The sequence below is a fragment of the Rhodococcus wratislaviensis genome, assembly GCF_041228765.1.
In the GTDB taxonomy this organism is placed as follows: Bacteria; Actinomycetota; Actinomycetes; order Mycobacteriales; family Mycobacteriaceae; genus Rhodococcus_F; species Rhodococcus_F wratislaviensis.
Genome location: NZ_CP150488.1, coordinates 5,747,323 through 5,768,637, shown reverse-complemented (window position 1 = coordinate 5,768,637; position 21,315 = coordinate 5,747,323). Strand labels below are relative to the sequence as shown.

At 68.4% G+C, this 21,315-nt stretch carries 19 protein-coding genes; 9 read left to right on the top strand and 10 right to left on the bottom strand.

Features of this window, described 5'->3' with window-relative positions; translation table 11 throughout:
* Positions 1-6: 6 nt before the first annotated feature.
* A complete protein-coding gene (locus WKC72_RS26645; protein ID WP_370180329.1) occupies positions 7-1,146 on the bottom strand; it encodes a cation:proton antiporter in 1,140 nt (379 codons plus the stop codon).
* A 226-nt stretch (positions 1,147-1,372) separates the two neighbouring features.
* Here WKC72_RS26645 and WKC72_RS26640 point away from each other — a divergent pair, with 226 nt between their 5' ends.
* On the top strand, positions 1,373-2,605 hold the full coding sequence (locus WKC72_RS26640; RefSeq protein ID WP_370180327.1) for an aspartate aminotransferase family protein: 1,233 nt from the start codon (positions 1,373-1,375) through the stop codon (positions 2,603-2,605).
* On the opposite strand, the gene WKC72_RS26635 is transcribed toward WKC72_RS26640, so the two are convergent.
* On the bottom strand, positions 2,569-2,871 hold the full coding sequence (locus WKC72_RS26635; RefSeq protein WP_370180326.1) for a hypothetical protein: 303 nt from the start codon (positions 2,869-2,871) through the stop codon (positions 2,569-2,571). The genes WKC72_RS26640 and WKC72_RS26635 overlap by 37 nt on opposite strands.
* 18 nt (positions 2,872-2,889) lie before the next feature.
* Here WKC72_RS26635 and WKC72_RS26630 point away from each other — a divergent pair, with 18 nt between their 5' ends.
* Positions 2,890-3,609 (top strand): hypothetical protein, encoded by a 720-nt coding sequence (locus tag WKC72_RS26630; RefSeq protein ID WP_037232444.1) that lies wholly within the window; start codon positions 2,890-2,892, stop codon positions 3,607-3,609.
* Here the strand turns inward: WKC72_RS26630 and WKC72_RS26625 are convergent.
* Positions 3,595-4,275 carry a PhzF family phenazine biosynthesis protein gene (locus WKC72_RS26625; RefSeq protein WP_370180324.1) on the bottom strand — a complete coding sequence of 227 codons (681 nt, stop codon included), beginning with the start codon at positions 4,273-4,275 and terminating at the stop codon, positions 3,595-3,597. The genes WKC72_RS26630 and WKC72_RS26625 overlap by 15 nt on opposite strands.
* 143 nt (positions 4,276-4,418) lie before the next feature.
* Here WKC72_RS26625 and WKC72_RS26620 point away from each other — a divergent pair, with 143 nt between their 5' ends.
* Positions 4,419-5,342 (top strand): hydrogen peroxide-inducible genes activator, encoded by a 924-nt coding sequence (locus WKC72_RS26620; RefSeq protein WP_037232439.1) that lies wholly within the window; start codon positions 4,419-4,421, stop codon positions 5,340-5,342.
* A gap of 9 nt (positions 5,343-5,351) precedes the next feature.
* On the opposite strand, the gene WKC72_RS26615 is transcribed toward WKC72_RS26620, so the two are convergent.
* The gene (locus WKC72_RS26615) at positions 5,352-6,101 is read right to left on the bottom strand and encodes a LysR family substrate-binding domain-containing protein (RefSeq protein ID WP_370180321.1); all 750 of its coding nucleotides are present in this window, start codon (positions 6,099-6,101) and stop codon (positions 5,352-5,354) included.
* A 58-nt stretch (positions 6,102-6,159) separates the two neighbouring features.
* Here WKC72_RS26615 and WKC72_RS26610 point away from each other — a divergent pair, with 58 nt between their 5' ends.
* On the top strand, positions 6,160-6,564 hold the full coding sequence (locus WKC72_RS26610) for a DUF5997 family protein (protein ID WP_005240786.1): 405 nt from the start codon (positions 6,160-6,162) through the stop codon (positions 6,562-6,564).
* Between the two features lie 3 nt (positions 6,565-6,567).
* Here WKC72_RS26610 and WKC72_RS26605 read toward each other — a convergent pair whose 3' ends face one another.
* The 3 genes from WKC72_RS26605 to WKC72_RS26595 form a co-directional block, all read right to left on the bottom strand.
* The gene (locus WKC72_RS26605) at positions 6,568-9,072 is read right to left on the bottom strand and encodes a DEAD/DEAH box helicase (protein WP_370180319.1); all 2,505 of its coding nucleotides are present in this window, start codon (positions 9,070-9,072) and stop codon (positions 6,568-6,570) included.
* 40 nt (positions 9,073-9,112) lie between these two features.
* The gene (locus WKC72_RS26600; protein ID WP_005240793.1) at positions 9,113-10,150 is read right to left on the bottom strand and encodes an alpha/beta fold hydrolase; all 1,038 of its coding nucleotides are present in this window, start codon (positions 10,148-10,150) and stop codon (positions 9,113-9,115) included.
* Between the two features lie 144 nt (positions 10,151-10,294).
* A complete protein-coding gene (locus WKC72_RS26595) occupies positions 10,295-11,263 on the bottom strand; it encodes a proteasome assembly chaperone family protein (protein WP_112299177.1) in 969 nt (322 codons plus the stop codon).
* A gap of 264 nt (positions 11,264-11,527) precedes the next feature.
* On the opposite strand from WKC72_RS26595, the gene WKC72_RS26590 reads away from it, so the two are divergent.
* From WKC72_RS26590 to WKC72_RS26580, 3 genes are all read left to right on the top strand, one after another.
* Positions 11,528-12,154: an MBL fold metallo-hydrolase gene (locus WKC72_RS26590; RefSeq protein ID WP_112299264.1), complete on the top strand. Its 627-nt coding sequence runs from the start codon at positions 11,528-11,530 to the stop codon at positions 12,152-12,154.
* Between the two features lie 140 nt (positions 12,155-12,294).
* Entirely contained in the window at positions 12,295-12,960 is a 666-nt protein-coding gene (locus WKC72_RS26585; RefSeq protein ID WP_128638874.1) for a DUF5642 family protein, read from the top strand.
* A 160-nt stretch (positions 12,961-13,120) separates the two neighbouring features.
* A complete protein-coding gene (locus WKC72_RS26580; RefSeq protein ID WP_370180315.1) occupies positions 13,121-14,272 on the top strand; it encodes a DUF4192 domain-containing protein in 1,152 nt (383 codons plus the stop codon).
* A gap of 7 nt (positions 14,273-14,279) precedes the next feature.
* Here the strand turns inward: WKC72_RS26580 and galE are convergent, their stop codons facing one another.
* Positions 14,280-15,272 carry a UDP-glucose 4-epimerase GalE gene (gene galE / locus WKC72_RS26575; protein WP_037232427.1) on the bottom strand — a complete coding sequence of 331 codons (993 nt, stop codon included), beginning with the start codon at positions 15,270-15,272 and terminating at the stop codon, positions 14,280-14,282.
* Between the two features lie 3 nt (positions 15,273-15,275).
* Positions 15,276-15,968 (bottom strand): metal-dependent transcriptional regulator, encoded by a 693-nt coding sequence (locus tag WKC72_RS26570; protein ID WP_005240804.1) that lies wholly within the window; start codon positions 15,966-15,968, stop codon positions 15,276-15,278.
* Between the two features lie 134 nt (positions 15,969-16,102).
* On the opposite strand from WKC72_RS26570, the gene WKC72_RS26565 reads away from it, so the two are divergent.
* Together WKC72_RS26565 and WKC72_RS26560 are read left to right on the top strand one after the other, a co-directional pair.
* Entirely contained in the window at positions 16,103-17,374 is a 1,272-nt protein-coding gene (locus WKC72_RS26565; protein WP_037232424.1) for an acetoin utilization protein AcuC, read from the top strand.
* Positions 17,367-20,129, top strand: coding sequence for a GNAT family N-acetyltransferase (locus WKC72_RS26560; protein ID WP_370180311.1), 2,763 nt, complete (start codon positions 17,367-17,369; stop codon positions 20,127-20,129). Before WKC72_RS26565 ends, WKC72_RS26560 begins: the two co-directional genes overlap by 8 nt.
* 85 nt (positions 20,130-20,214) lie before the next feature.
* Here WKC72_RS26560 and WKC72_RS26555 read toward each other — a convergent pair whose 3' ends face one another.
* Entirely contained in the window at positions 20,215-21,186 is a 972-nt protein-coding gene (locus WKC72_RS26555) for a sigma-70 family RNA polymerase sigma factor (RefSeq protein WP_037232419.1), read from the bottom strand.
* Positions 21,187-21,315 lie beyond the last annotated feature (129 nt).

The following is a 21,315-nucleotide window of genomic DNA, read 5'->3' as shown; positions in this document are numbered from 1 at the left end:
CGCCGCCTACCGGGGCGTGCCGAAGCCCCGACGTGCCGCCGTCGCGCCGGCGACTGTGGTGGTAGCGATGGTGACCAGCGCGCCGAGGATCAGAGCCGACGGTTCGCCGGGGCCCAGGAGATGCGATTGCGCACCGATCGCTGCCGCGGCCACGGGCACGCCGAGTTGAGCGGCGGCCAACGCGCCGAGGGGCAGCGGCACACCGACCAGCCGTGTCAGGCAGTGGACGAGAACGGCAGCGAAGCCGAGTGCAACGCCGAGCAGTATCAGGGAGGGATCCGCCCCGAGGTCCCGGACATTCAACGATGCGCCGAGCCAGACGAAGAACAACGGCCCGAAGAATCCCTCGGTGATCGAGAACAGCTGCTTGGCCAGGCGTCGCGGCTCACCCACCGCCGCGATCACCAGTCCGAGTGCGAAACCGGCGAGCATGATCGACACGTGGGAGTGGACGGCCAACGCCGCCAGGAGGAACAGGACCCCGAGATTGATCCGCAGTTCCAGTGCGAAGCCGCGTTCCTTGGACTCCTGGTGCAGACTGTGAAGCCAGCCGCGGCTGTCACTCGCACGGAGGACCGCGTAGAAGACGGCGGTCGCTACCGCCACGGCCACCGCGCCTGCTGCGGCGCGTGGGGCCTGCGCCGGATCGATCACGAGCGGCAGGGCGACGATGCACGCGATGTCGGCCACCGCGACCTGGGCTGTCGTCTGCACGATCGGTGTGCCCTCGAGCCCGAGCGAGTCGATCAGGGGTAGGACGAGCGCTGCGGACGACGACGCGATGAGGACCGCGTACAGAGCGGCGTGGCCGGTACCGAACGCCTGAGCGATCCCGAACCCTGCCGGAGTGGCACCGACACCGACGAGAACGGCCCGAACCATGCCTTTCGCCAGCGCAGGCCGGATGCGTACGTCCCGGATCGGCACATGTGTGCCGGCCACGAACATGACCAGCGCGAAGCCGATGTCCGCGAGGAACGTGAAGGTGGGATCGCCGGGATCGAGCGCGCGCACACCCGTGGAGCCGAGAAGGATTCCGGCCAGCAACTCGCCGAGCACGACCGGCAGATGCCAGGTCCGGCGACTCGCAAGCAAGGGTCCGGCCAGGGCTGCGGCCGAGATCAGCGCGAGTACCTCGAAGGACATGCGTATGTCAGTTCGGTGCAGTCGAGCTCGATGACCGGCACGGGGTCTTCCTGTTCTCGCGACATCGCACTCCGGGCATGCAGAGATTGTGCCTGCCGAAGCCCTCGGACCGACTCCGATCGAGGCAACGAGGTCGGGCCGACGCAGACGCGGGGGACTGTGGAGTCGGGCGCCGGGATCCGCAGGCCACATGGCATAGTCGGCTCGGGGTGGATTTCACGAAGGGATGAGCATGGCGTCGGCACTGTGGCACGGATTCGCGGACATGGGCGCGGTGGAACAGAAGGGCGCCTTCGTGGTGTCCCGCGGCGAGGGCGCCTACATCTGGGACGATCGCGGCAACCGGTACCTCGATGCGACGGCCGGTCTGTGGTTCACCAACGTGGGGCACGGCCGTGCGGAGATCGCGGACGCCGTCGCGCAGCAGTTGCGCACCGTGGCCCATTTCTCGAACTTCGGTGACTTCGTTCCCGAGACCACCGCGGCCCTGGCCGATCGTCTCGCGACCATCGCGCCGGTGCCCGGCAGCAAGATCTTCTTCACGTCCGGTGGCTCGGATTCCGTGGACACGGCGGCCAAGCTCGCCCGCCGCTACTGGCACGAGATGGGCAAGCCGTCCAAGACGATCGTCGTCGGCCGCCAGAAGGCCTATCACGGGATGCACGTTGCGGGCACCGCGCTGGCGGGAATTCCCGCCAACCGCGAGGGATACGGCGAGTTGATGGCCGACGCCGCCACGGTCGCCTGGAACGACGCCAAGAGCCTGCTCGAACTGATCGAGAAGGTCGGCGCCGACACGATCGCCGCGTTCTTCTGCGAGCCCGTCATCGGTGCGGGCGGCGTCTACCTGCCGCCGGAGGGCTATCTCGCGGAGGTCCGCGACATCTGCCGCGAGCACGACATCCTGTTCGTCGTCGACGAAGTGGTCACGGGATTCGGCCGAATCGGCGGCGACTGGTTCGCGTCGACGCGATTCGACCTCCAGCCCGACATGATGACGACGGCGAAGGGCCTCACCTCCGGGTACGTCCCGATGGGTGCGGTGTTCATCGCCCCGCGCGTGGCCGAGCCGTTCTTCGCCGGCGGGGTCTGGTGGCGGCACGGGTACACCTACGGTGGGCACGCGGGTGCCGCCGCGGCGGCTCTCGCCAACCTCGACATCATCGAGCGCGAGAACCTGCTGGCGGAGTCCAAGCGACTGGAGTCGTCATTGCACGAGTACCTCGCGCCCCTCGCCGACCATCCGCGAGTCGAGGAAGTGCGCAGCGGTCTCGGTGCGGTTGCGGCCGTGCAACTGGCAGATCCGGCGGAAGCGCTCCCGTTCGTGAACACGTTGCGTGAACACGGGATCTCGGGGCGCGCCGCCGGTCAGGGCGCCATGCAGATCTCGCCGGCGTTCGTGATGACGGACGAGCAGGTCGCTCAGCTCGCGGACGGGATCCGCCGGGCCCTGGGCTGATCGGTTCCGGTGCCCCGCCTGCGAAAGCGGTGCAGGGCACCGGTGACCCGGTCCCGCCACGTGGGCGGGGTCAGGTCGATCTCCTGCTGCCCGTCGTGCGCCGCGTACGCACGGGTGTAGCGCTCGTGGAGGCGCGCCCGAACCTCGTCGGGCGTGTACGCCTTGCGTTGTCGATCCGCTCGCACCGCGACGACCCCGGTCGCGGCGACACCCACCACACCGGCGAGTCCGAGAAGTTTCCACCATTGCCTGCCACGCGGTCGCATCCTTCTAGGCTAGGGCCCATGGACGCGCCACGGCACACGGACGCACGACGACACGGCTCCACCATCGACCTCGACACCGCGGTCGAGGTCACCCGCACCGGCGACATCTGGATCTTCCGCGGAGAGTCCCCGGCCGACAGGGCCATTCAGACGCTGACGAACAGTCCGGTCAACCACGTCGGCATGTCGGTGGTCCTCGAGGACCTACCGCCGCTGATGTGGCACGCCGAGCTCGGACATTCGCTGCAGGACATGTGGACGGGGCGCTTCCAGCGCGGTGTGCAACTCCACGACCTGCGCGCCGCGGTCCAGGTGTGGGGTGCGCGGTACGGGCAGCGGGGATGGCTGCGCCAACTCGCCGACCCCGCGACGTCGCAGCAGGAGGACGCGTTGCTGCGGACGATCGCACGGCTGGACGGAACCCCGTTCCCGTCCACCGCGAAACTCGCGTCACGATGGTTCGGTGGGCGCCTGCCCGGGACGGGGCGCAGGCAGGAGAAGTCGGGCGGCAGCCTCGAAAGTGCCTATTGCGCCGAGGTGGTCGCGCAGACGTACGAGGAGATGGGGCTGATCAGCGGGCGCAGGCGCACCAACTGGTACGACCCTGGCAAGTTCTGGAGCGGCGACAGGCTCCCCCTCGCTCCCGGGGTGACGCTGGGCCGGGAGATCCAGGTGACTCTGGGCGAAGCCGACCTCACCGCGGGGCGAGGCCGGCGGCCGCCGTCAGAGGGTGCGTGACTTCTCGGGGTGGACTCGTCCGCCGACCTCGATCCACCCGGCCGGATCGTAGGTGGTGCGCAGCACGGATCCCTTGCCCTGCGTGATCAGGAGGGCGTGCCGGAGGTGCGCCGTGATCCGGACGGCCGCCGCTCCGGTGGCCTCGTCCTCGGTGATGCCCATGTCCGGGGCGAACATTCGCGACCGGATCGAGTGCTCGACCTTGTCTGTCCAGGCCCACAGATAATGGTGTCCGGGACCGAACTTCTTCGGGTCCGCGGACTGCACCTCGCGCACGCTGTTCATGGGGTACAGCGAGAACTCGGGTGCCCACTCCGGCCGGGCCCGCACCCAGGTGATGGCGCCGGAACGGCGGGTGGCGACGGGGCCCGCGGGCACGTCGAGTGTGGTGACCGCGGCGCCGCGCTCGTGCAGCCACCAGGACAGCCCGACCGTGGGATGTCCGGCGAAGGGCAGTTCGGTGGTGGGGGTGAAGATCTGGGCGCGCGCGTGCTCGTCACCGGGTCCGGGGATGTCGACGAAGATCGTCTCGCTGTATCCGAGTGCGGCGGCGACGGACTGCCGGTCCTCGGGCGCGACGGCCGAGGAGTCGACGATGCCGAGCGGATTGCCGTGGCGTCCTTTGTCGTCGGTGAACACCCGGACGACGTCTACGTGGATGGGCATTGACGCACCCTATCGCTCGTCGACCTCGAGACAGTGCCTCGACCGTGGGAGACGTCGCGACCGGCGCCTCGACTGGTGTGATTCCCCGTGCACGAACCCCGGGGTAAAAGGTGGAGGCGATGGATGGCGTTAGACTGATAGGCATGGCCGATCAGAGCTATCAACCCACACTGTCGCAGCTGCGCGCGTTCGTCGCGGTCGCGGAGTACCGCCATTTCGGCACGGCGGCAGCACGATTGAGTGTGAGTCAACCCACACTGTCGCAGTCGCTCGCCGCCCTGGAGAACGGGCTCGGCGTGCAGCTCATCGAGCGCAGCACCCGACGCGTGCTCGTCACCCCGGCGGGGGAGCGGCTCCTCGGTCAGGCCAAGGTCATCCTCGAGGCGGCGGACGGTTTCGTCGCGACGGCCGCGGGTGTCGGCGACCGGCTGGCCGGACCGCTGCGTATCGGGCTGATCCCCACCGTGGCCCCCTACGTGCTGCCTGCCCTGCTGCCGGCGCTGCGCGAGGAGATGCCCGCCCTCGAGCCGCAGGTCATCGAGGATCAGACGGCGCGGCTCCTGGAGGCGCTGCGAGTGGGCGCGCTCGACGTCGCGGTGCTGGCGTTGCCGAGCGGTGTCAGCGGTCTCGTCGACATTCCTTTGTACACAGAAGATTTCGTGATGGTCGTCCCCGAGGGGCATGCACTGGCGGGTCGCACCGACGTCTCACCGCAGATGCTGGACGCGCTTCCCCTCCTGCTGCTCGACGAGGGGCACTGCCTGCGCGACCAGACCCTCGATCTGTGCCGCTCGGTCGATGCGCACCCGGTGGCGGGCGATACCCGCGCCACGTCGCTGTCCACGGTGGTGCAGTGCGTTGCCGGCGGACTCGGGGTGACCCTGGTGCCGGAGTCCGCAGTCCAGGTGGAGACGGGACGGGGACCGCTCGCGACCGCCCGCTTCGCGGCTCCGGCGCCGGGCCGCACGATCGGACTCGTGTTCCGCTCGTCCAGTGCCCGTGCGGACGGCTACGCGCAGCTCGCCGGCCTGCTCACGAAGACGGCGTCGGTCGGCGCACCCGCCTGACGGTCGTGGCTACGACCGCCGGCGCGGTTTGCCCTTCTTGCCGCCCTTCGTTCCGGAGCCGGACCGTGACGTCCTGGCCCCCGCGGCCGGTTTCTGGCGTGCCGCCGCCGCGGCGGGACGCTTCTTCTTCGGCTGAGCCGGCGTCGGGGTGCGGCCCCGGGAACTGTTGACGGTTCGGCCTCGGACGATGCCGATGAACTCTTCCACCAGTTCGGTGGTCTCGTCTTCGGGCCACGACAGCGCGATCCGCGACTCCGGGCCGTCCGACACCGTCCGGTAGACGAGGTCCTTGCGGTGGTGGAGCCGGGCGAGCGACTGCGGGACGATGAGCAGCCCGATCCCCGCGGCAACCAGTTCGATCGCGTCGGCCGTCGTGGCCGGGCGGTCCTGGGCGGGCAATCCCGGCACGATGTCCCACACGAAGATGTCGTCGTGTGGATGCAGCACGATCTCGTCGGCCAGATCCGCGATCGACACCTCGTCCACCGCCGCGACGACGTGGTCCTTCGGAGCCACCACCACGGGGATCTCGGTGTACAGGGGGATGGCGCTGAGACCGGTCCGGTCGATCGGCAGCCGCACCAGGCCCGCGTCCGCGCCGCCGCCGCGCAACTGGTCGGGCGCGTCCGCGGCCGTCACCGGGACGAGGGTGAGCGGGACGTCGGGCAGCCGTTCGTTCCAGATGCGCACCCACTTGGTGGGGGTCACGCCCGGGACATACGCGAGCCGGAACGATGGGGATGCATCCGCGTCTGTCACTCCGTCAGGCTACCGGCCTTGGTCAACGGCACCGCACACGCTCGTTACTCTTGACACCATGACGTCGCACAAGAGCCCTCAGACTATGAAGCCCGCCACCGCGGCGAAGAAGCTGGGCGTGTACCTCGAGGCCACCCCCGCGGAGTTCCAGGAGGGTCTCGTCTCCCGCGACGAGCTGAGTGCACTGCAGAGCGATCCTCCGGAGTGGCTGCTCGAGCTGCGCCGCAACGGCCCGCACCCGCGGCCGGTGGTCGCGGCGAAGCTGGGGGTGTCCATTGCGGGCCTCGCCCGAGGCGGCGTCACCGAGGCGCTCACCACCGAGCAGATCGACGCGCTCATGGCGGATCGTCCCGAGTGGCTGCAGCAGGAACGCGCCACCCAGGCCGAGGTCCGCAAGGAGACCGTCCGCATCAAGGAGAAGAACGCGGCGCGGCGTGATCAGCCTCGCCGGCCGCGTTCCTGACCGCTAACCCTCGACGATGCTGAGCTCGTCGAAGATCACTTCGCCGGCCGCGTCGGACTCGGGGAGGTCGACGACCGCCGTCAACGCCCACCCGTGATCGCCCTGCGGGTCCTCGAGGACCTGCCGGACCCGCCACAGCTCGGGCGCGGTCTCCACCTGGAACAGCTGGGGGCCGCGCGCCGAGGGGCCGGTGCCCAGGGAGTCGTATTCGTCGAAGTACGGCTGGAGCTGGTCCTCCCACTCGTCGGCGTCGATGCCGTCGTCGAGTCCCTCCAGTTCGGCCCACCGCCGCCGCGACGCGAGTTCGATACGCCGGAACATGGCGTTGCGCACCATGACCCGGAATGCCCGCGTGTTCGCCGAGATGGGACGCGGCACGTCGGCGCCGAACGCGACCTGCTGGTCGTCTCCCTCGGCGCCGGGGTCGGTGAGTGATTCCCATTCGTCGAGCAGGCTCGAATCCACCTGGCGGATCAGCTCGCCCAGCCACTCGATGAGGTCGTCCAGCTCCTCCGTCCGGGCCTCGGTCGGAACGGTTTGGCGCAGAGCGCGATACGCGTCCGCGAGATACCGCAGCACGAGCCCTTCCGAACGGGCCAGGCCGTAGTGGCTGACCATTTCGGCGAACGTCATGGCCCGCTCGACCATGTCGCGCACGACCGACTTGGGCGACAGCGCGAACTCCGTGATCCACGGATGCCCACCGCGGTACATCTCGAACGCCGGGAACAACAGGTCTGCGAGAGGCTTGGGCCAGGTGACCTCCTCGAGCAGTTCCATGCGTTCCTCGTACTCGATCCCGTCGGCCTTCATCTGCGCGACCGCCTCACCGCGGGCGAAGTGCTGCTGCGCCATGAGGACCTGCCGCGGGTCGTCGAGGGTCGACTCGATCACCGACACCACATCCAGTGCATAGGAATCGGATTCGACGTCGAGGAGTTCGAGGGCGGCCAGGGCGAACGGGGACAGCGGCTGGTTGAGCGCGAAGTCCCGCTGGAGTTCCATCGTGAGCCGGGCCATGCGGCCGTCGGCGTCGGGTTCGTCGAGTCTCTGCACGACGCCGGCGTCGATCAGCCCGCGGTACAACGACAGCGCCTTGAAGATGTGCTTGCGCTGCGCGGGCCGCGACTCGTGGTTGTCCTCGAGGAGGTGCCGCATGGACTCGAAGCAGTTGCCCGGTCGTGCGATCACGTTGAGCAGCATGGAGTTCGACACGGAGAACCGTGAGATGAGCGGTTCGGGAGACGCGGCGACGAGGCGATCGAACGTGGCCTCGCTCCACGACACGAAGCCGTCGGGCGCCTTCTTGCGCTGCACCTTCCGACGCTTCTTCGGGTCGTCGCCTGCCTTGGCCAGCGCACGCAGATTCTCGACCTCGTGTTCGGGCGCCTGCACCACCACGGTGCCCAGGGTGTCGTAGCCGGCGCGTCCCGCGCGTCCCGCGATCTGGTGGAACTCGCGGGCGCGGAGGTGCCGCGTGCGGGTGCCGTCGAACTTGGTCAGCCCGGTGAGGAGCACGGTGCGGATGGGGACGTTGATCCCCACGCCGAGGGTGTCGGTGCCGCAGATGACCTTCAGCAGACCGTCCTGCGCCAGCTTCTCGATGAGGCGGCGGTACTTCGGCAGCATGCCGGCGTGGTGGACGCCGATACCGTGCCGGACGAGGCGCGAGAGCGTCTTGCCGAATCCGGTGGTGAACCGGAAGCCGCCGAGCGCTTCCGCGATGGCGTCCTTCTCCTCGCGCGAACAGAAGTTGACGCTGGTCAGGGCCTGCGCCCGTTCCAGGGCTGCGGCCTGGGTGAAGTGGACCACGTAGACCGGGGCCTGATTGGTGGTCACCAGTTCCTCGATCGTCTCGCTCACGGGAGTCGTGGCGTACGAGAACAGGAGGGGAACGGGACGCTCGGTGCCCGCCACGACGGTGGTGGGCCTGCCGGTCCGGCGGGTGAGATCGGACGAGAAGAAGTCGACCTCCCCGAGGGTGGCCGACATGAGGAGAAACTGGGCGTGGGGGAGTTCGACGAGGGGGACCTGCCACGCCCAGCCCCGGTCGGGTTCGGAGTAGAAGTGGAACTCGTCCATCACGACCTGACCGATGTCGGAGTCGGGGCCCTCGCGCAGTGCGAGGTTCGCGACGATCTCGGCGGTCGCGCAGATGATCGGCGCCCGCGAGTTGACGGCGGCGTCGCCGGTCATCATGCCGACGTTCTCCGCGCCGAACACCTCGCACAGCGCGAAGAATTTCTCGCTGACAAGGGCTTTGATCGGGGCCGTGTAGAAGGTGCGCTTACCGGTGGCCATCGCGTAGAAGTGGGCGCCGACCGCCACCATCGACTTGCCCGATCCAGTGGGCGTCGCCAGGATCACATTGGCCCCGGACACCAGCTCCATGACGGATTCTTCCTGGGCGGGGTAGAGCGTCAGACCTCGTTCCTCGGTCCAGGAGGTGAAGGCGTCGAAAACGGAATCGGAATCCGCGTTGTCGGGGAGCAGGTCGGAGAGAAGCACTGCTACAGGCTAGCCGGACCGCGGTGCGCCGCGGCCGGGCCTATGTGGCGCTGCGTTCGTCCGATCCCATTGCGTCGAGGACCGCCATGCGGGTGGACGCGCTGCCCGTGATGGTGCTCTCACCGACGCCGGTGACGAGCATCTGCCGCCACTTCGCCTCGTCGAACTGCAGGGGATGAGTCACGGACAGGAACTTCTCGATGGTGCGCAAGAATCGCATCGGGTCGTCGCGGAACGGGAAATGGCCTGCGCCGCGGAAGATCTCGAGGTGTGAGCCGGGCATCGCCGCGTGCGCGAGGTGGGCGTGACTCACCGGAATGACGGCATCTTGATCGCCCCAGATGAGCTGCACCGGGAGATTCTCGGTCAGATAACATCGGTCGAGCATCGTCACGACCTGACCGCGCCAGTCGACGACCGCGCGCAGGGTGCGCAGGTACGCCTCGTAGGCCGTGGGGTCGTACAGTTCCGCGAGTACGCGTACCAGGTCGGGTGTGTCGTGCAGCATCGCACCGGGACGCAATCGCGTTCCGTTCAGTTGGCTCAACACGTTGCCCACCAGACGCACAGTGGGCATCGCGCCGGGAATGCGCAGCAGTTTCAGGGCCTCGTTGACCACCGGAACCGACGCGAGACGGAGGAGCGGGTGAACGTCCTTGGTGACGCCGCCGGCCGAGACCAGGACGAGCCGGTCGACCATCTGCGGGAACTGGTAGGAGAACTGCATGGCGACACCGCCACCGAGGGAGTGACCGACGACGGTGACCTTGTCGATACCCAGGGTGGACAGCAGATCGCGCATGCCGTTGGCGTACGCCGCGACGGAGTAGTCGGCCCGCGGCTTGTCGGAGCGGCCGTGGCCCAGCAGATCGGGGGCGATGACGGTGTAGTTCTTGGCGAGGTGCGGGATGATCTCGGTCCAGGTGGACGAGTTGTCGCCGATGCCGTGGATCAGCAGAAGCGCGGGACCCTCGCCTGCCATGCGGAACGCGCGGCGGTAGCCGTGGATCGTGCGGAACATCATGCGGGTTTCGGCGTTCGGAACGGGCCTGAGCTTACGAATGCGAGTGTCGCTCATGTCGCCTCCTGAACTAGGTGCACTCCCGAATGTTGACAGCTCAATCATCCGCTTCATCTCGACGCTATTGCACCGCTGTCGGCCGAACAACTGGACCGTGCGGTCGCACAGTGTCCGAGTGGCGACCGCACAACCGCTCCTCGGTCACGCCCCGCCCTGCGATCCCCCCTCCTCCCCGGAGTCGCCGCCCTCGCCGTCCTGCAGGGCCTGTTCCGCGAGGAAACGCTCGAATTCTGCACCGAGTTCGTCGCCGCTCGGCAGGTCTTCCTCGCTGGCCAGGAGCGTGGACTGCTGTTCTTGAGCCGTTACGTACGCATCGTACTGACGTTCCAGGGCGTGGACGACGGTTTGTACCTCCTCGTTACCCGCGATGTGCTCATCGACCTGTTCGCGGACGCGTGCGGCGGCCTCGCCGAGCGCGGCAAGAGGCAGATCCAGGTCGGTGACGTCACTCACATTCTCGAGGAGGGTCTCGGCGGCCCCCGGGTAGTCCGTCTGAGCGAGGTAGTGGGGAACGTGAACAGAGAACCCGACGGACTCGTGCCCGTGCTGCGCCATCCGCAACTCGATCAGCGAGGACGCGCTGCCGGGTACCTGCAGTTCACCGGACCAGCGCTGGTGGTCCTTGATCAGGTCCTTGTTGGTGGAATGCGCGGTCACTCCGAGCGGGCGGGTGTGCGGGATGGCCATCGGAATGGCGTTGATGCCCACGGTCCGGCGCACACCGAGCTGCTCGGCCAGCAGGCGCACCGCCGTGGTGAACCGCTCCCAGCGGAGATCGGGCTCCATACCGGCCAGCAGCAGGAACGGGGTGCCCGCCGTGTCCTTCAGCGCATACAGGTTCAGCTCGGGCTGGTCGTAGTCCGAGAAGTGATCGGCCTTGAACGTCATGGTGGGCCGACGCGAGCGGTAATCGACGAGTTCGTCGACCGCGAAGGAGGCGACCAGCTCACTCTCCAGGCTCTCGCGCAGATGCGTCGTGGCGAGTTTGACGGCGTGGCCCGCGTCGGAGAAGCCCTCGAGTCCGTGGATCAGCACAGGTCCCTGGCCGTCCGCGGAGGACAGCTGCGGTGCCGGGAACTCCAGCTCGTACATCTTCGACTGTTCGTCCATCACAGACCTCTTCTCCTTCGTGCCTGGCCTCCAGTGTCCCCTATCGTCTCCGGCATCGATACGTCGGACTTTGCTCTCGGAGGTCCTGCTCTGGGGGAACACGGCGCGGACGACCGATAATTCCCGTCAGGAGCCTTCCGGTGTTCGCCCACAGCGAGATCCCGCGCACGGTCTGTGGCAATGTGAGGAACGGCACGGTCTGAGACGACGATCCTGGAGGTGCACGATGTCGGCACGGGTACGAAGAAGAAGTGCGGCCGCGTCGTGAGCGTGCGCATCGACCGGGTGGTCACCTCCGGCACCTTCAGTCTCGACGGGGGCACCTGGGACGTCGACAACAATGTGTGGATCGTCGGCGACGACTCCGAGGTGGTGGTGATCGATGCCGCCCACACCGCCGCCCCGATCGTCGAGGCTGTCGGCGGCAGGCGCGTGAAGGCCATCGTCTGCACCCATGGCCACAACGACCACGTCACCGTGGCGCCCGAACTGTCCACGGCACTGGACGCCCCCCTTTACCTCCACGCGGCCGACGACGTGTTGTGGCGGCAGACTCACCCCGCCGTCACCTACACGCCGATCGAGGACGGGCAGGAGATCGAGGTGGCCGGGACCGGTCTCCGCGTGCTCCACACGCCCGGTCACTCTCCCGGTTCCTGCTGCCTGTATCTGCCGGAGGCGGGGGAACTGTTCAGTGGTGACACCCTGTTCTCGGGCGGACCGGGAGCCACCGGGCGTTCCTACTCGGACTTCCCGACCATCATCGGGTCCATTCGCGACCGTCTGTTCGCGCTGCCGCCGTCGACGACGGTCCGCACCGGGCACGGCGACGGAACCACCATCGGGACCGAATCCCCGCATCTGGAGGAGTGGATCGCCCGCGGCAGTTGAGCCGCAGCCTCCCCGCTGTCGGCGCGCCGGCGTGGCAGAGTGGCGGAAAGGCTCCCCGGGTGGGAGCACCACACATCCGACACGGGAGGTCGACGGTGAGGTCTCGGCGCACAGCGGTACGGACGGCCATCGTTGTCCCGGTGGTCTCGCTGGCCGCGGTGACGTTACTTTCCGGGTGTTCCTCGACGGTCTCCGGCGTCCCGCAGCCGAGCACCACGATCGCGGCGGGTTCGCCGTCCGGAAAGGGACTGTCGAAGCTTCTGGTCGATCCGGCCGACTTCCCGGCCCGGTACGAGGCGATCGTGCTGCCCGCCCAGGCCGTGTCGATGGCGGCACCCGACCTGACGGGCGTACCACAGGGCGCGGAGGTGGATCCCGTGGACTGTGCGCCGCCTGCGCAGGACTACGGTCCGACCGGCACCGTCATGGCGGTGGGCACGGACAACGCGAGCCGTTCGACGATCTCGGTCGAGCTCACCAGAACCGATACACCCCTCGACGAACTGGCGGCACAGACGAAGAAGTGCGGCGAGGTCACCGTGACGGACAGTGGGGCCGAGTCCACCGTCACCACCGAGATCATGCCTGCCCCTCCGGTCCGGGCCGACGACACCCTCGCGCTGCGGCGGACCGTCAAGTCCGGCAACGAGAGCGACAAGGTCACCCAGTCGATGGTCACGTTGATCGCGCAGGTGGGCGACGTGCGGGTGTCCGCGACCTTCATGTCGTTCGGCGACGCGAAGGCCGACACCGTCGCTCTCGACGAGGTGTTCACCGCCGCGGTGCAGAAGGTGCAGAACAGCTGAGCGGGCCCTAGCACAGGGCTCCGACGACTTCTCGGCCGATCGGCGCGCCCGCGCGGCGCGGCGACCCGGTTGTCCACAAGCGATTGCCCATCCACAACCCTTTGTGTTTCCCCAGTTCGCCCGCGGCGCGCCGACGCGTCGGCCCGTCAGAGTCTGATGCATGACGACACCCGCATTCCCGCACGGTTCCGGTTTCTCCGACGATCCCGGCGGGGGACCGCCCCCGCATCAGCACACCGTCACGTTGTCCGCCCCGGGCGACCTTCTCGCCTCGGTTCCCGCACTGCTCGGATTCCGGCCTGCCCGGTCGATCGTGGCGGTGTGCCTGACCGGGGAGCGCAACCCGTCGGTCGGAGCCGTCATGAGACACGACCTGGTCCTCAGCGGTGGCGACGTGCCGACCCCGCCGATGTACGCGGCGTTGGGTCAGTTCGCCACCGTCTGCGAGAGGGAGCGGGCCACCGGGGTGCTCCTGGTGCTCGTCGACGACCGCTTCACCGACCCGGACGCGATCTCCCTGGACGAACTGTCCGCGATCGTCGAAGAATTCGAAGAGCTCCTCGACTGCACGCCGACCGAACTTCTAGACGTGTTCGTCACGGCGGAGATCGCGGCCGGCCGCGAATGGTGCAGCCTCCTCGGCGGCGGTGGGTACGGAGCCCAGTCCGATCCGACGTCCTCGCGGGTCGCGCTCGCGCGGGTCGTCGAGGGCAGGGCCATCCGCTCTTCGCGCGAGGAGCTGGAAGCCACGATCGAGGTGGGCCCGGTGCTCGAACGGATGCAGATCGCCGCCCTCATCGAGCGCGGCCGTCAATCATCCCTTCTGCGAAGGGAATTGGCCGAACGTTCGGCCACGCCGGAGCGCGGTCACCGTCTCGAACTCGAACTGGTGCTGACGCACGTCGTACGAGTGTCGTCCGGGGAGAGGCTCCTCGCGCCGGAATATGCGGAACTGGCGCTCGCACTGGACAATGTCACCGTCCGAGACAGCGCGCTCGCTCTGGCCGTCGGCCCGTACGCCGACGACGCGGAGCAACTGTGGATCCTCCTCGCCCGCAACCTCCCGGACCCGGAACGCGCCAACCCGGCGGCGCTACTCGGATACAGTGCCTACCTGCGTGGCGACGGGCCGTTCGCCGGCATCGCGTTGGCCGCCGCACTGGACTCGGAGCCGGGGCACGTACTGGCCACCCTGCTCGACGGTGCACTGCACTCCGGACTCCGGCCGGCCGAGGTGCGGGGCCTGGCCGACATCGGTCACGAGCGAGCCGAAGCGATCGGTGTCGTGCTGCCCCGGCAGATCGCGGACTGAGCCGGCGTCACCGGCGTGCCGCGTGCGACCGGTCGCCCAGCTCCTGCAGGTAGGCCCAGGCGTCGGCGACGATCTCGTCGAGGTCGGTGTGCTCCGGCCGCCACCCGAGATCCGCGATCGCCCGATCACTCGATGCCACGAGGACGGCGGGATCGCCCGCCCGGCGCGGTGCGTCCTCGACCGCGATGGGCAGCCCGGTGACCCGCGCACACGCGGAGATGACTTCGCGCACACTGAAACCCGCACCGCTGCCGAGATTGTAGATGCGGTGCCTGCCCTCGATCGACGACTCCAGTGCCAGCACGTGCGCCTCGGCGAGGTCGAGCACATGGATGTAGTCGCGGATCGCCGTTCCGTCCGGAGTCGGCCAGTCGGTTCCGAAGATCGAGATCTTCTCCCGCTGACCGAGCGCCACTTGGAGCACGAGAGGAATCAAATGCGTTTCGACGACCCGGTTCTCGCCCGCCGATTTGTACGCTCCCGCGACGTTGAAGTACCGCAGGCTGGTCGCCGCGAGCGAATGAGCCACCGAGTACGACGTGATGGCATGGTCGATCGCGAGTTTCGTCGCCCCGTACGGATTGGTGGGACGGGTCGGATCTGCCTCCGTGATCGGCGAGTGCTCGGGCTCGCCGTACGTCGCGGCGGTCGAGGAGAACACGAGTTTCCGCGTCCCCGAATGGCGCATGGCCTCCAGAAGTTCGAGCGTGGTGACGACGTTGCCGCGCCAGTACTTCTCCGGGAACTGGACGGACTCGCCGACGAGCGACTGCGCCGCGAAGTGCAGGACGCCGTCGAAGCGGGGTGTGCCGCTCGTGCCGAGCACGTCCGACACCACCTCCGCGACGTCGCCCTCGACGAACTCGGCACCGAGCGGCACCGCGTCGGCGTTACCCGTGGACAGGTCGTCGATGATGACGACCTCGTGTCCGCGTTCGAGCAGGACCGTGCTGCAGACGCTGCCGACATAGCCGGCGCCGCCGGTGACCAGAAGTTTCATCGACTATCCCTGAACCTGCTTCACCTGGACGGCGTGCGCCATCTCCTCGGACAGATCGAACCCGCTGTGGCCGGGCACCGTGATCGTGACCGATCCGGGCTTGGTCTCGACAGTGACGCGCGCGTCCGGAACGACGCCCGCCTCACGCAGCTGCCCGATGACGTCCGGATCCGACTGCACGTGCTCGGCGAGACGTCGGACGACGACAGCGGTCGGCTTGCCGGGCGGCACGTCCGTGAGCCGGATGAGCGTCTCGGGGGCGTCGACCGGGCGGTCCAGCCCGAGCAGCGCGAGCCCCGGAATCGGGTTGCCGTACGGCGAAGTAGTGGGGTTGTTGAGCACCTCCACGAGGCGCCGCTCGACTTCCTCGCTCATGACGTGCTCCCATCGGCACGCCTCCGCATGAACCTCTTCCCACTTGAGGCCGATGACGTCGACCAGCAGTCGCTCGGCAAGGCGGTGCTTCCGCATCACCGACACCGCGAGTTCGCGGCCCTTCTCCGTCAGTTCCAGGTGGCGGTCACCGGCGACCAGGAGGAGACCGTCACGCTCCATCCGGGCAACGGTCTGGCTGACCGTCGGACCGCTCTGCTCGAGTCGTTCGGCAATACGTGCTCGAAGTGGGACGACGCCCTCTTCTTCCAAGTCATAGATCGTCCGGAGGTACATCTCCGTGGTGTCGACCAGATCCTTCACACTCACACCCCTTCGTCTCGGTTGATTCTACCGGTGATTGCCCGCCACCGGCGCCGTCCGTCCCCGCAGCGCGTCGGTGCCGGTCGTGCCGGGGTCTGCTCGCACCCTCCGCGGGGGACCAGTAGCGTGAGTTCATGACCGCGTCGTTCAGTTCCGGGGAGGATTCGGCTGCACTGGTATCGCACCGTGCAGTCGTGTGGAGTCCGGACTATCTCAGTTATCGGTGGAGTGCGGACCACCCGATGAACCCCACCCGGCTCGACCTGACCATGTCGCTCGCCCGCAGCCTCGGGATTCTGGAGGGGGTCGAACTGTTGCGGCCCGACGCCGCCTCGGACGCAGACCTGTTGCGGATCCACACTCCCGCGTACGTCGAAGCAGTCAAACAGGCCGGGCACTCGGCGACGTCGGGTGTGCTCGGGGCGGACGCCCCGCACGGGCTCGGCACCGAGGACAATCCCGTCTTCCCCCAGATGCACGAGGCGAGCGCTATCCTCGCGGGCGGTTCCCTCGCCGCGGCGCAGGAGATCGCCGCAGGACGCACCCGTCGCGCCGTGAGCATCGGCGGCGGCATGCATCACGCGATGCCCGACTGGGCCTCCGGCTTCTGTGTGTACAACGATGTCGCCATTGCGATCTCCTGGCTGCTGGACCACGGTTTCGACCGGATCGCCTACATCGACGTCGACGCGCACCACGGTGACGGGGTCCAGCACGCGTTCGCGCACGACCCCCGGGTCCTGACGATCTCGCTCCACCAGCATCCGGCGACGCTCTGGCCCAACACGGGGTGGTCGAGCGAGGTCGGTGAGGGATCGGGGGAGGGCACCGCCGTCAACCTCCCTGTGCTGCCCGGCACCGTCGATGCGTTGTGGCTGCGCGGTTTCCACGCCGTCGTTCCGGGCGCCCTCGCGGCGTTCCGGCCCCAGATCGTGATCAGCCAGTGCGGTGTCGACAGCCACCGCGAGGACCCGCTGGCCGACCTCGCGCTCACGGTTGACGGCCAGCGGGCCGCGTTCCTCGCGATGCGCGACCTCGCCGACCGCTACTCCGAAGGACGCTGGCTCGCCGTCGGCGGCGGCGGCTACGGCCTCGTCCGTGTGGTCCCCCGCGCGTGGACCCACCTCATCGCCGCAGCGCTCGACCGCGAGATCGACACGGGCCGTGCCGTACCCGAGGGCTGGCAGGAGCGGGCACACGCGCTCGCGCCCAGCGTCGACCTGCCGGACACGATGGGCGACGGCGGCGAGGTCGACTACCGGCCCTGGGACGGTCCCGGTGGCACACCGGAAACCGGGATCCCGTCGGTCGACCGCGCCCTGACGCGGATCGACTCGGCCGTCATCGCTACTCGCCGCGCGTGCTTCCCACTACTCGGACTCGACCCGGAGGATCCCCGTGACTGAGCCGACGGACGGCAGCGAGACCACCGACGGCATCGACTCGTCGGGCGGCGCCGAATCGTCGAGCGGCACCGAGGCGTCGGTCACGACCGAGGCGAAAGCGAAACCCGACACCGCGCACGACTACCCGCGGCACTGGGTCGCCGATGTGCTGGCGGCGGACGGCGGGGCGGTGGCGTTGCGACCGATCGTGCCCGAGGACGCGGACAAACTCGTCGCGTTCCACTCGAAGCTCTCCGAGCGCACCCGTTATCTGCGGTATTTCGGCCCCTACCCGACCATGTCGCAACGGGACATCGTTCATTTCACCACCGTCGATCACCATGACCGGGTGGCGTTCGTGGTGCTGCTCGGGGACGAGATCATCGCCGTCGGCCGGTACGAGCGGCTCGTCGGCGAGGGGGACGGCAAGTCCGCGGAGGTGGCGTTCGTCGTCGCCGACGCGCATCAGGGCCGCGGACTCGGGCCAATTCTCCTCGAACACCTGGCCGCGGCGGCCGCCGAGAACGGCCTGACGATGTTCGTCGCCGAGGTCCTCGCGGAGAACCGGAACATGGTGACGGTGTTCCGTGAAGCGGGATATCAGGTGAGCCGCAGTTTCGAGGGCGGAGTGCTCAAGCTCGAATTCGCGATCGACCCCACCGAAGCGATGGTGTCCGTGCGCAATTCCCGCGAGCGGGCCGCCGAGGCGCGCAGCATGCGCAACGTCCTCAGTCCGCGGTCGGTCGCGGTGATCGGTGCGTCCACCGATCGGGCAAAGGTCGGCAACGCCGTGCTGACCAACCTGCTGCGGGCGGGATTCACGGGCCCGGTGTATCCGGTCAACGCCGAGCACCGTTCGGTTCACGGTGTTCGGGCGTACCCGACCGTCCGCGACATCCCCGACGAGGTGGATCTCGCCGTCGTCGCGGTACCCGCCGAATCGATCAACGCCGTCCTCGACGACTGCCTGGACAAGGGGGTCAAGGCCCTCGTCGTCGTGTCTTCGGGATTCAGTGAAACCGGGATGGACGGACGGCAGTCCGAACGTCGCCTCGTCCACGCCGCCCGCGCGCACGGGATGCGGCTGATCGGTCCCAACGCGCTCGGCGTGGCCAACAACGACAGCGAGGTCTCGTTGAACGCCACCCTCGCGCCGGTGCTGCCGAGCCCCGGCAACGTCGGATTCTTCTGCCAGTCCGGCGCACTCGGCATCGCCATCCTCGACGAGGCCGCGCGGAGCCGAATCGGATTGTCCGCCTTCGTCTCCGCGGGAAACCGCGCCGACGTCTCCGGCAACGACCTCCTGCAGTACTGGGATTCCGATCCGGCCACCGAGGTGGTGCTGCTGTACCTGGAGAGTTTCGGTAATCCCCGCAAGTTTTCGCGTATCGCACGCCGGGTGGCGCGGAACAAGCCGATCGTCGCGGTCAAGAGTGGCCGGCATGCCGTCCCGCCCGCGTTGGCGGCCAGCGGCGGCGAGATGGACGATTCGATCGTCCGCGCCCTCTTCGAGCAGGCCGGTGTGGTGCAGGTCGGGTCGATCTCTCAGTTGTTCGACTGTGCGCTGCTGTTCGGGTATCAACCGCTGCCCGCGGGCCCCCGGCTCGCCGTGGTCGGAAACTCCACCGCGCTCGGTGTGCTCGCCGCGGACGCGGCCCGCAGTGAGGGTCTGCAGGTCGGCGACCCCGTGGACCTCGGTCCGCAGGCCGGTCCCGAGGAGTTCGCGGCGGCCGTGCGGACGGCGCTCACGTCCTTCGACGTCGATTCGGTGATCGCCGTGTTCGTTCCACCGGTCGCCGTTCCCGTCGAACCCTATGCCCAGGCGCTGCGGGAGGCGGTGCGTGAAGCCGACAAACCCGTCCTCACGACGTTCCTCGCGGCGGAGGGTGTGCCCGACGTCCTGGCGGTCCGAGGTGAGGACGGGCACCCGACGCGCGGTTCGGTTCCCTCCTATCCCGGTCCGGAACGCGCGGCGCTGGCACTGGCCCGTGCCTGGCGGTACTCGGCGTGGAAGAGTAAACCGTCCTCGAAAGTTGTGCGCCCCAACGGGATCGATCCGGAGCGGGCGAAGACGATGGTCGACGGCTGGCTCTCGACGTCGGCGGGACGGTGGCTGTCGGACTTCGAGGCATCGCAGCTCCTCGCGTGCTACGGCGTGAACGTCGTGGAATTCCGTTCCGCCACCACCGAAGACGAGGCCGTGCAGGCCGCCGAGGAATTGGGATACCCGGTCGCAGTGAAGGCGACGGGGGAGCAGTGGCGGCACCGGCCGGACCTCGGTGGCGTCCGCCTCGATCTGGTCGGGCCCGATTCGGTCCGCTGGGCCTACCGCGACCTCGCCGCCGCGTCCGGTGAACCGCTACTCCACGTGCAGCGAATGGCCACCAAGGGAATCGGCTGTGTGGTGGGTGTGCAGGACGACCCGTCGTTCGGTTCGCTCATCTCGTTCGGACTCGCCGGCGTGATCTCCGACCTCCTCGGCGACCGCGCCTACCGGGTGCTGCCCCTCACCGAGGACGCCGCCGCGGAACTGATCGACGCACCGAAGGCCGCGCCGCTGCTGTCCGGCTACCGCAGCGCCGTACCGGTGAACAAATCGGCTCTCGTCGACCTCGTGCAGCGGATCTCCGCGCTCGCCGACGACCTCCCAGAGGTACGGGAACTGGCCTGCGAACCCGTGCTCGCCTCCGCCGAAGGCGCCCAGATCACCGATTCGCGCGTGCGGATCGGCCCCGAGCCCAGCGTCGCCGACCTCGGCCCCCGCCGCCTGCGCTGATCGATCACAGGCCCGCAGACAGCGCAACGCCGGTGCCGGTCGCGTACGACCCGGCACCGGCGCTGATTCCGGTGGGAGACTCTCGTCAGCTGGCGTAGGAGCGCAGCCGCTCGGCGCGGTCGCCCTGACGCAGCTTGCCCATCACTTCGCGCTCGATCTGACGGACACGCTCGCGGGAGAGCCCGAAAAGCTTGCCGATCTGGTCGAGGGTGCGCGGCTGACCGTCGTCGAGACCGTAACGCAGGCGGATGACCTGCTGCTCACGCTCGTCGAGGGTGGCCAGCACGCTGCGCACATCGCTGTGCAGGAGACCGGCGATCACGGCGTTCTCCGCCGACGTGGCCTCGGAGTCCTCGATGAAGTCGCCCAGGGGTGCTTCCTCGTCGTTGCCGACCGGCATGTCGAGGCTCACCGGGTCGCGGCTGTGATCGAGGAGATCCGCGATCTTGTGCGCCGGGATTCCGGACTCTTCGGCCAGCTCGTCGTCCGTCGCCTCACGCCCGAGCTGCTGATGCAGCTCACGCTTGATGCGGGCCAGCTTGTTGACCTGCTCCACGAGGTGCACTGGGAGCCGGATCGTCCGGCTCTGGTCGGCCATGCCGCGGGTGATCGCCTGACGAATCCACCAGGTGGCATACGTCGAGAACTTGAACCCCTTCGCATAGTCGAACTTCTCCATCGCGCGGATCAGACCCAGGTTGCCCTCCTGGATGAGGTCCAGCAGGGGCATGCCGCGTCCGGTGTACCGCTTCGCGAGCGAGACGACTAGCCGCAGATTGGCCTCGAGGAGGTGTGCGCGGGCGGACTGTCCTTCACGGACGATCGTCGCGAGGTCGCGCTTCTTGGCGGGGGAAAGTCGCTTCCCGGTCTCCAGGATGTGCGCGGCGTACAGCCCAGCCTCGATTCGCTTGGACAGTTCTACCTCGTCTGCGGCCGTCAGCAGAGCTGTACGGCCGATTCCGTTCAGGTAGACCCGGACCAGGTCGGCAGCGGGGCTCTGGGCGTCCAGATCGGCAGCGCTGGGGCGAATGCGAGTAGTGGTGCTGGGGCTTGTCATGACTTGCCTCCTCATCGGTGGTGTCTCATATGGATCAACGCGCCGAAGGCCTGGGAAAGTTCCCGGCCGGTAATTTGCGAGGAGGCTGTGACCTGCGGGTTCCTCGATTCGGTCCTGAGAAGTTGCTGA

What these genes read in the sequence shown, in the direction of transcription:
- WKC72_RS26635 (WP_370180326.1), bottom strand. Translation starts at nt 2,871, where the DNA reads ATGCGACCGCGTGGCAGGCAATGGTGGAAACTTCTCGGACTCGCCGGT.
- WKC72_RS26630 (WP_037232444.1), top strand. Translation starts at nt 2,890, where the DNA reads ATGGACGCGCCACGGCACACGGACGCACGACGACACGGCTCCACCATC.
- WKC72_RS26600 (WP_005240793.1), bottom strand. Translation starts at nt 10,150, where the DNA reads ATGAGCGACACTCGCATTCGTAAGCTCAGGCCCGTTCCGAACGCCGAA.
- WKC72_RS26645 (WP_370180329.1), bottom strand. Translation starts at nt 1,146, where the DNA reads ATGTCCTTCGAGGTACTCGCGCTGATCTCGGCCGCAGCCCTGGCCGGA.
- WKC72_RS26625 (WP_370180324.1), bottom strand. Translation starts at nt 4,275, where the DNA reads ATGCCCATCCACGTAGACGTCGTCCGGGTGTTCACCGACGACAAAGGA.
- WKC72_RS26565 (WP_037232424.1), top strand. Translation starts at nt 16,103, where the DNA reads ATGACCGCGTCGTTCAGTTCCGGGGAGGATTCGGCTGCACTGGTATCG.
- WKC72_RS26640 (WP_370180327.1), top strand. Translation starts at nt 1,373, where the DNA reads ATGAGCATGGCGTCGGCACTGTGGCACGGATTCGCGGACATGGGCGCG.
- WKC72_RS26595 (WP_112299177.1), bottom strand. Translation starts at nt 11,263, where the DNA reads ATGGACGAACAGTCGAAGATGTACGAGCTGGAGTTCCCGGCACCGCAG.
- WKC72_RS26620 (WP_037232439.1), top strand. Translation starts at nt 4,419, where the DNA reads ATGGCCGATCAGAGCTATCAACCCACACTGTCGCAGCTGCGCGCGTTC.
- galE (WP_037232427.1), bottom strand. Translation starts at nt 15,272, where the DNA reads ATGAAACTTCTGGTCACCGGCGGCGCCGGCTATGTCGGCAGCGTCTGC.
- WKC72_RS26555 (WP_037232419.1), bottom strand. Translation starts at nt 21,186, where the DNA reads ATGACAAGCCCCAGCACCACTACTCGCATTCGCCCCAGCGCTGCCGAT.
- WKC72_RS26610 (WP_005240786.1), top strand. Translation starts at nt 6,160, where the DNA reads ATGACGTCGCACAAGAGCCCTCAGACTATGAAGCCCGCCACCGCGGCG.
- WKC72_RS26580 (WP_370180315.1), top strand. Translation starts at nt 13,121, where the DNA reads ATGACGACACCCGCATTCCCGCACGGTTCCGGTTTCTCCGACGATCCC.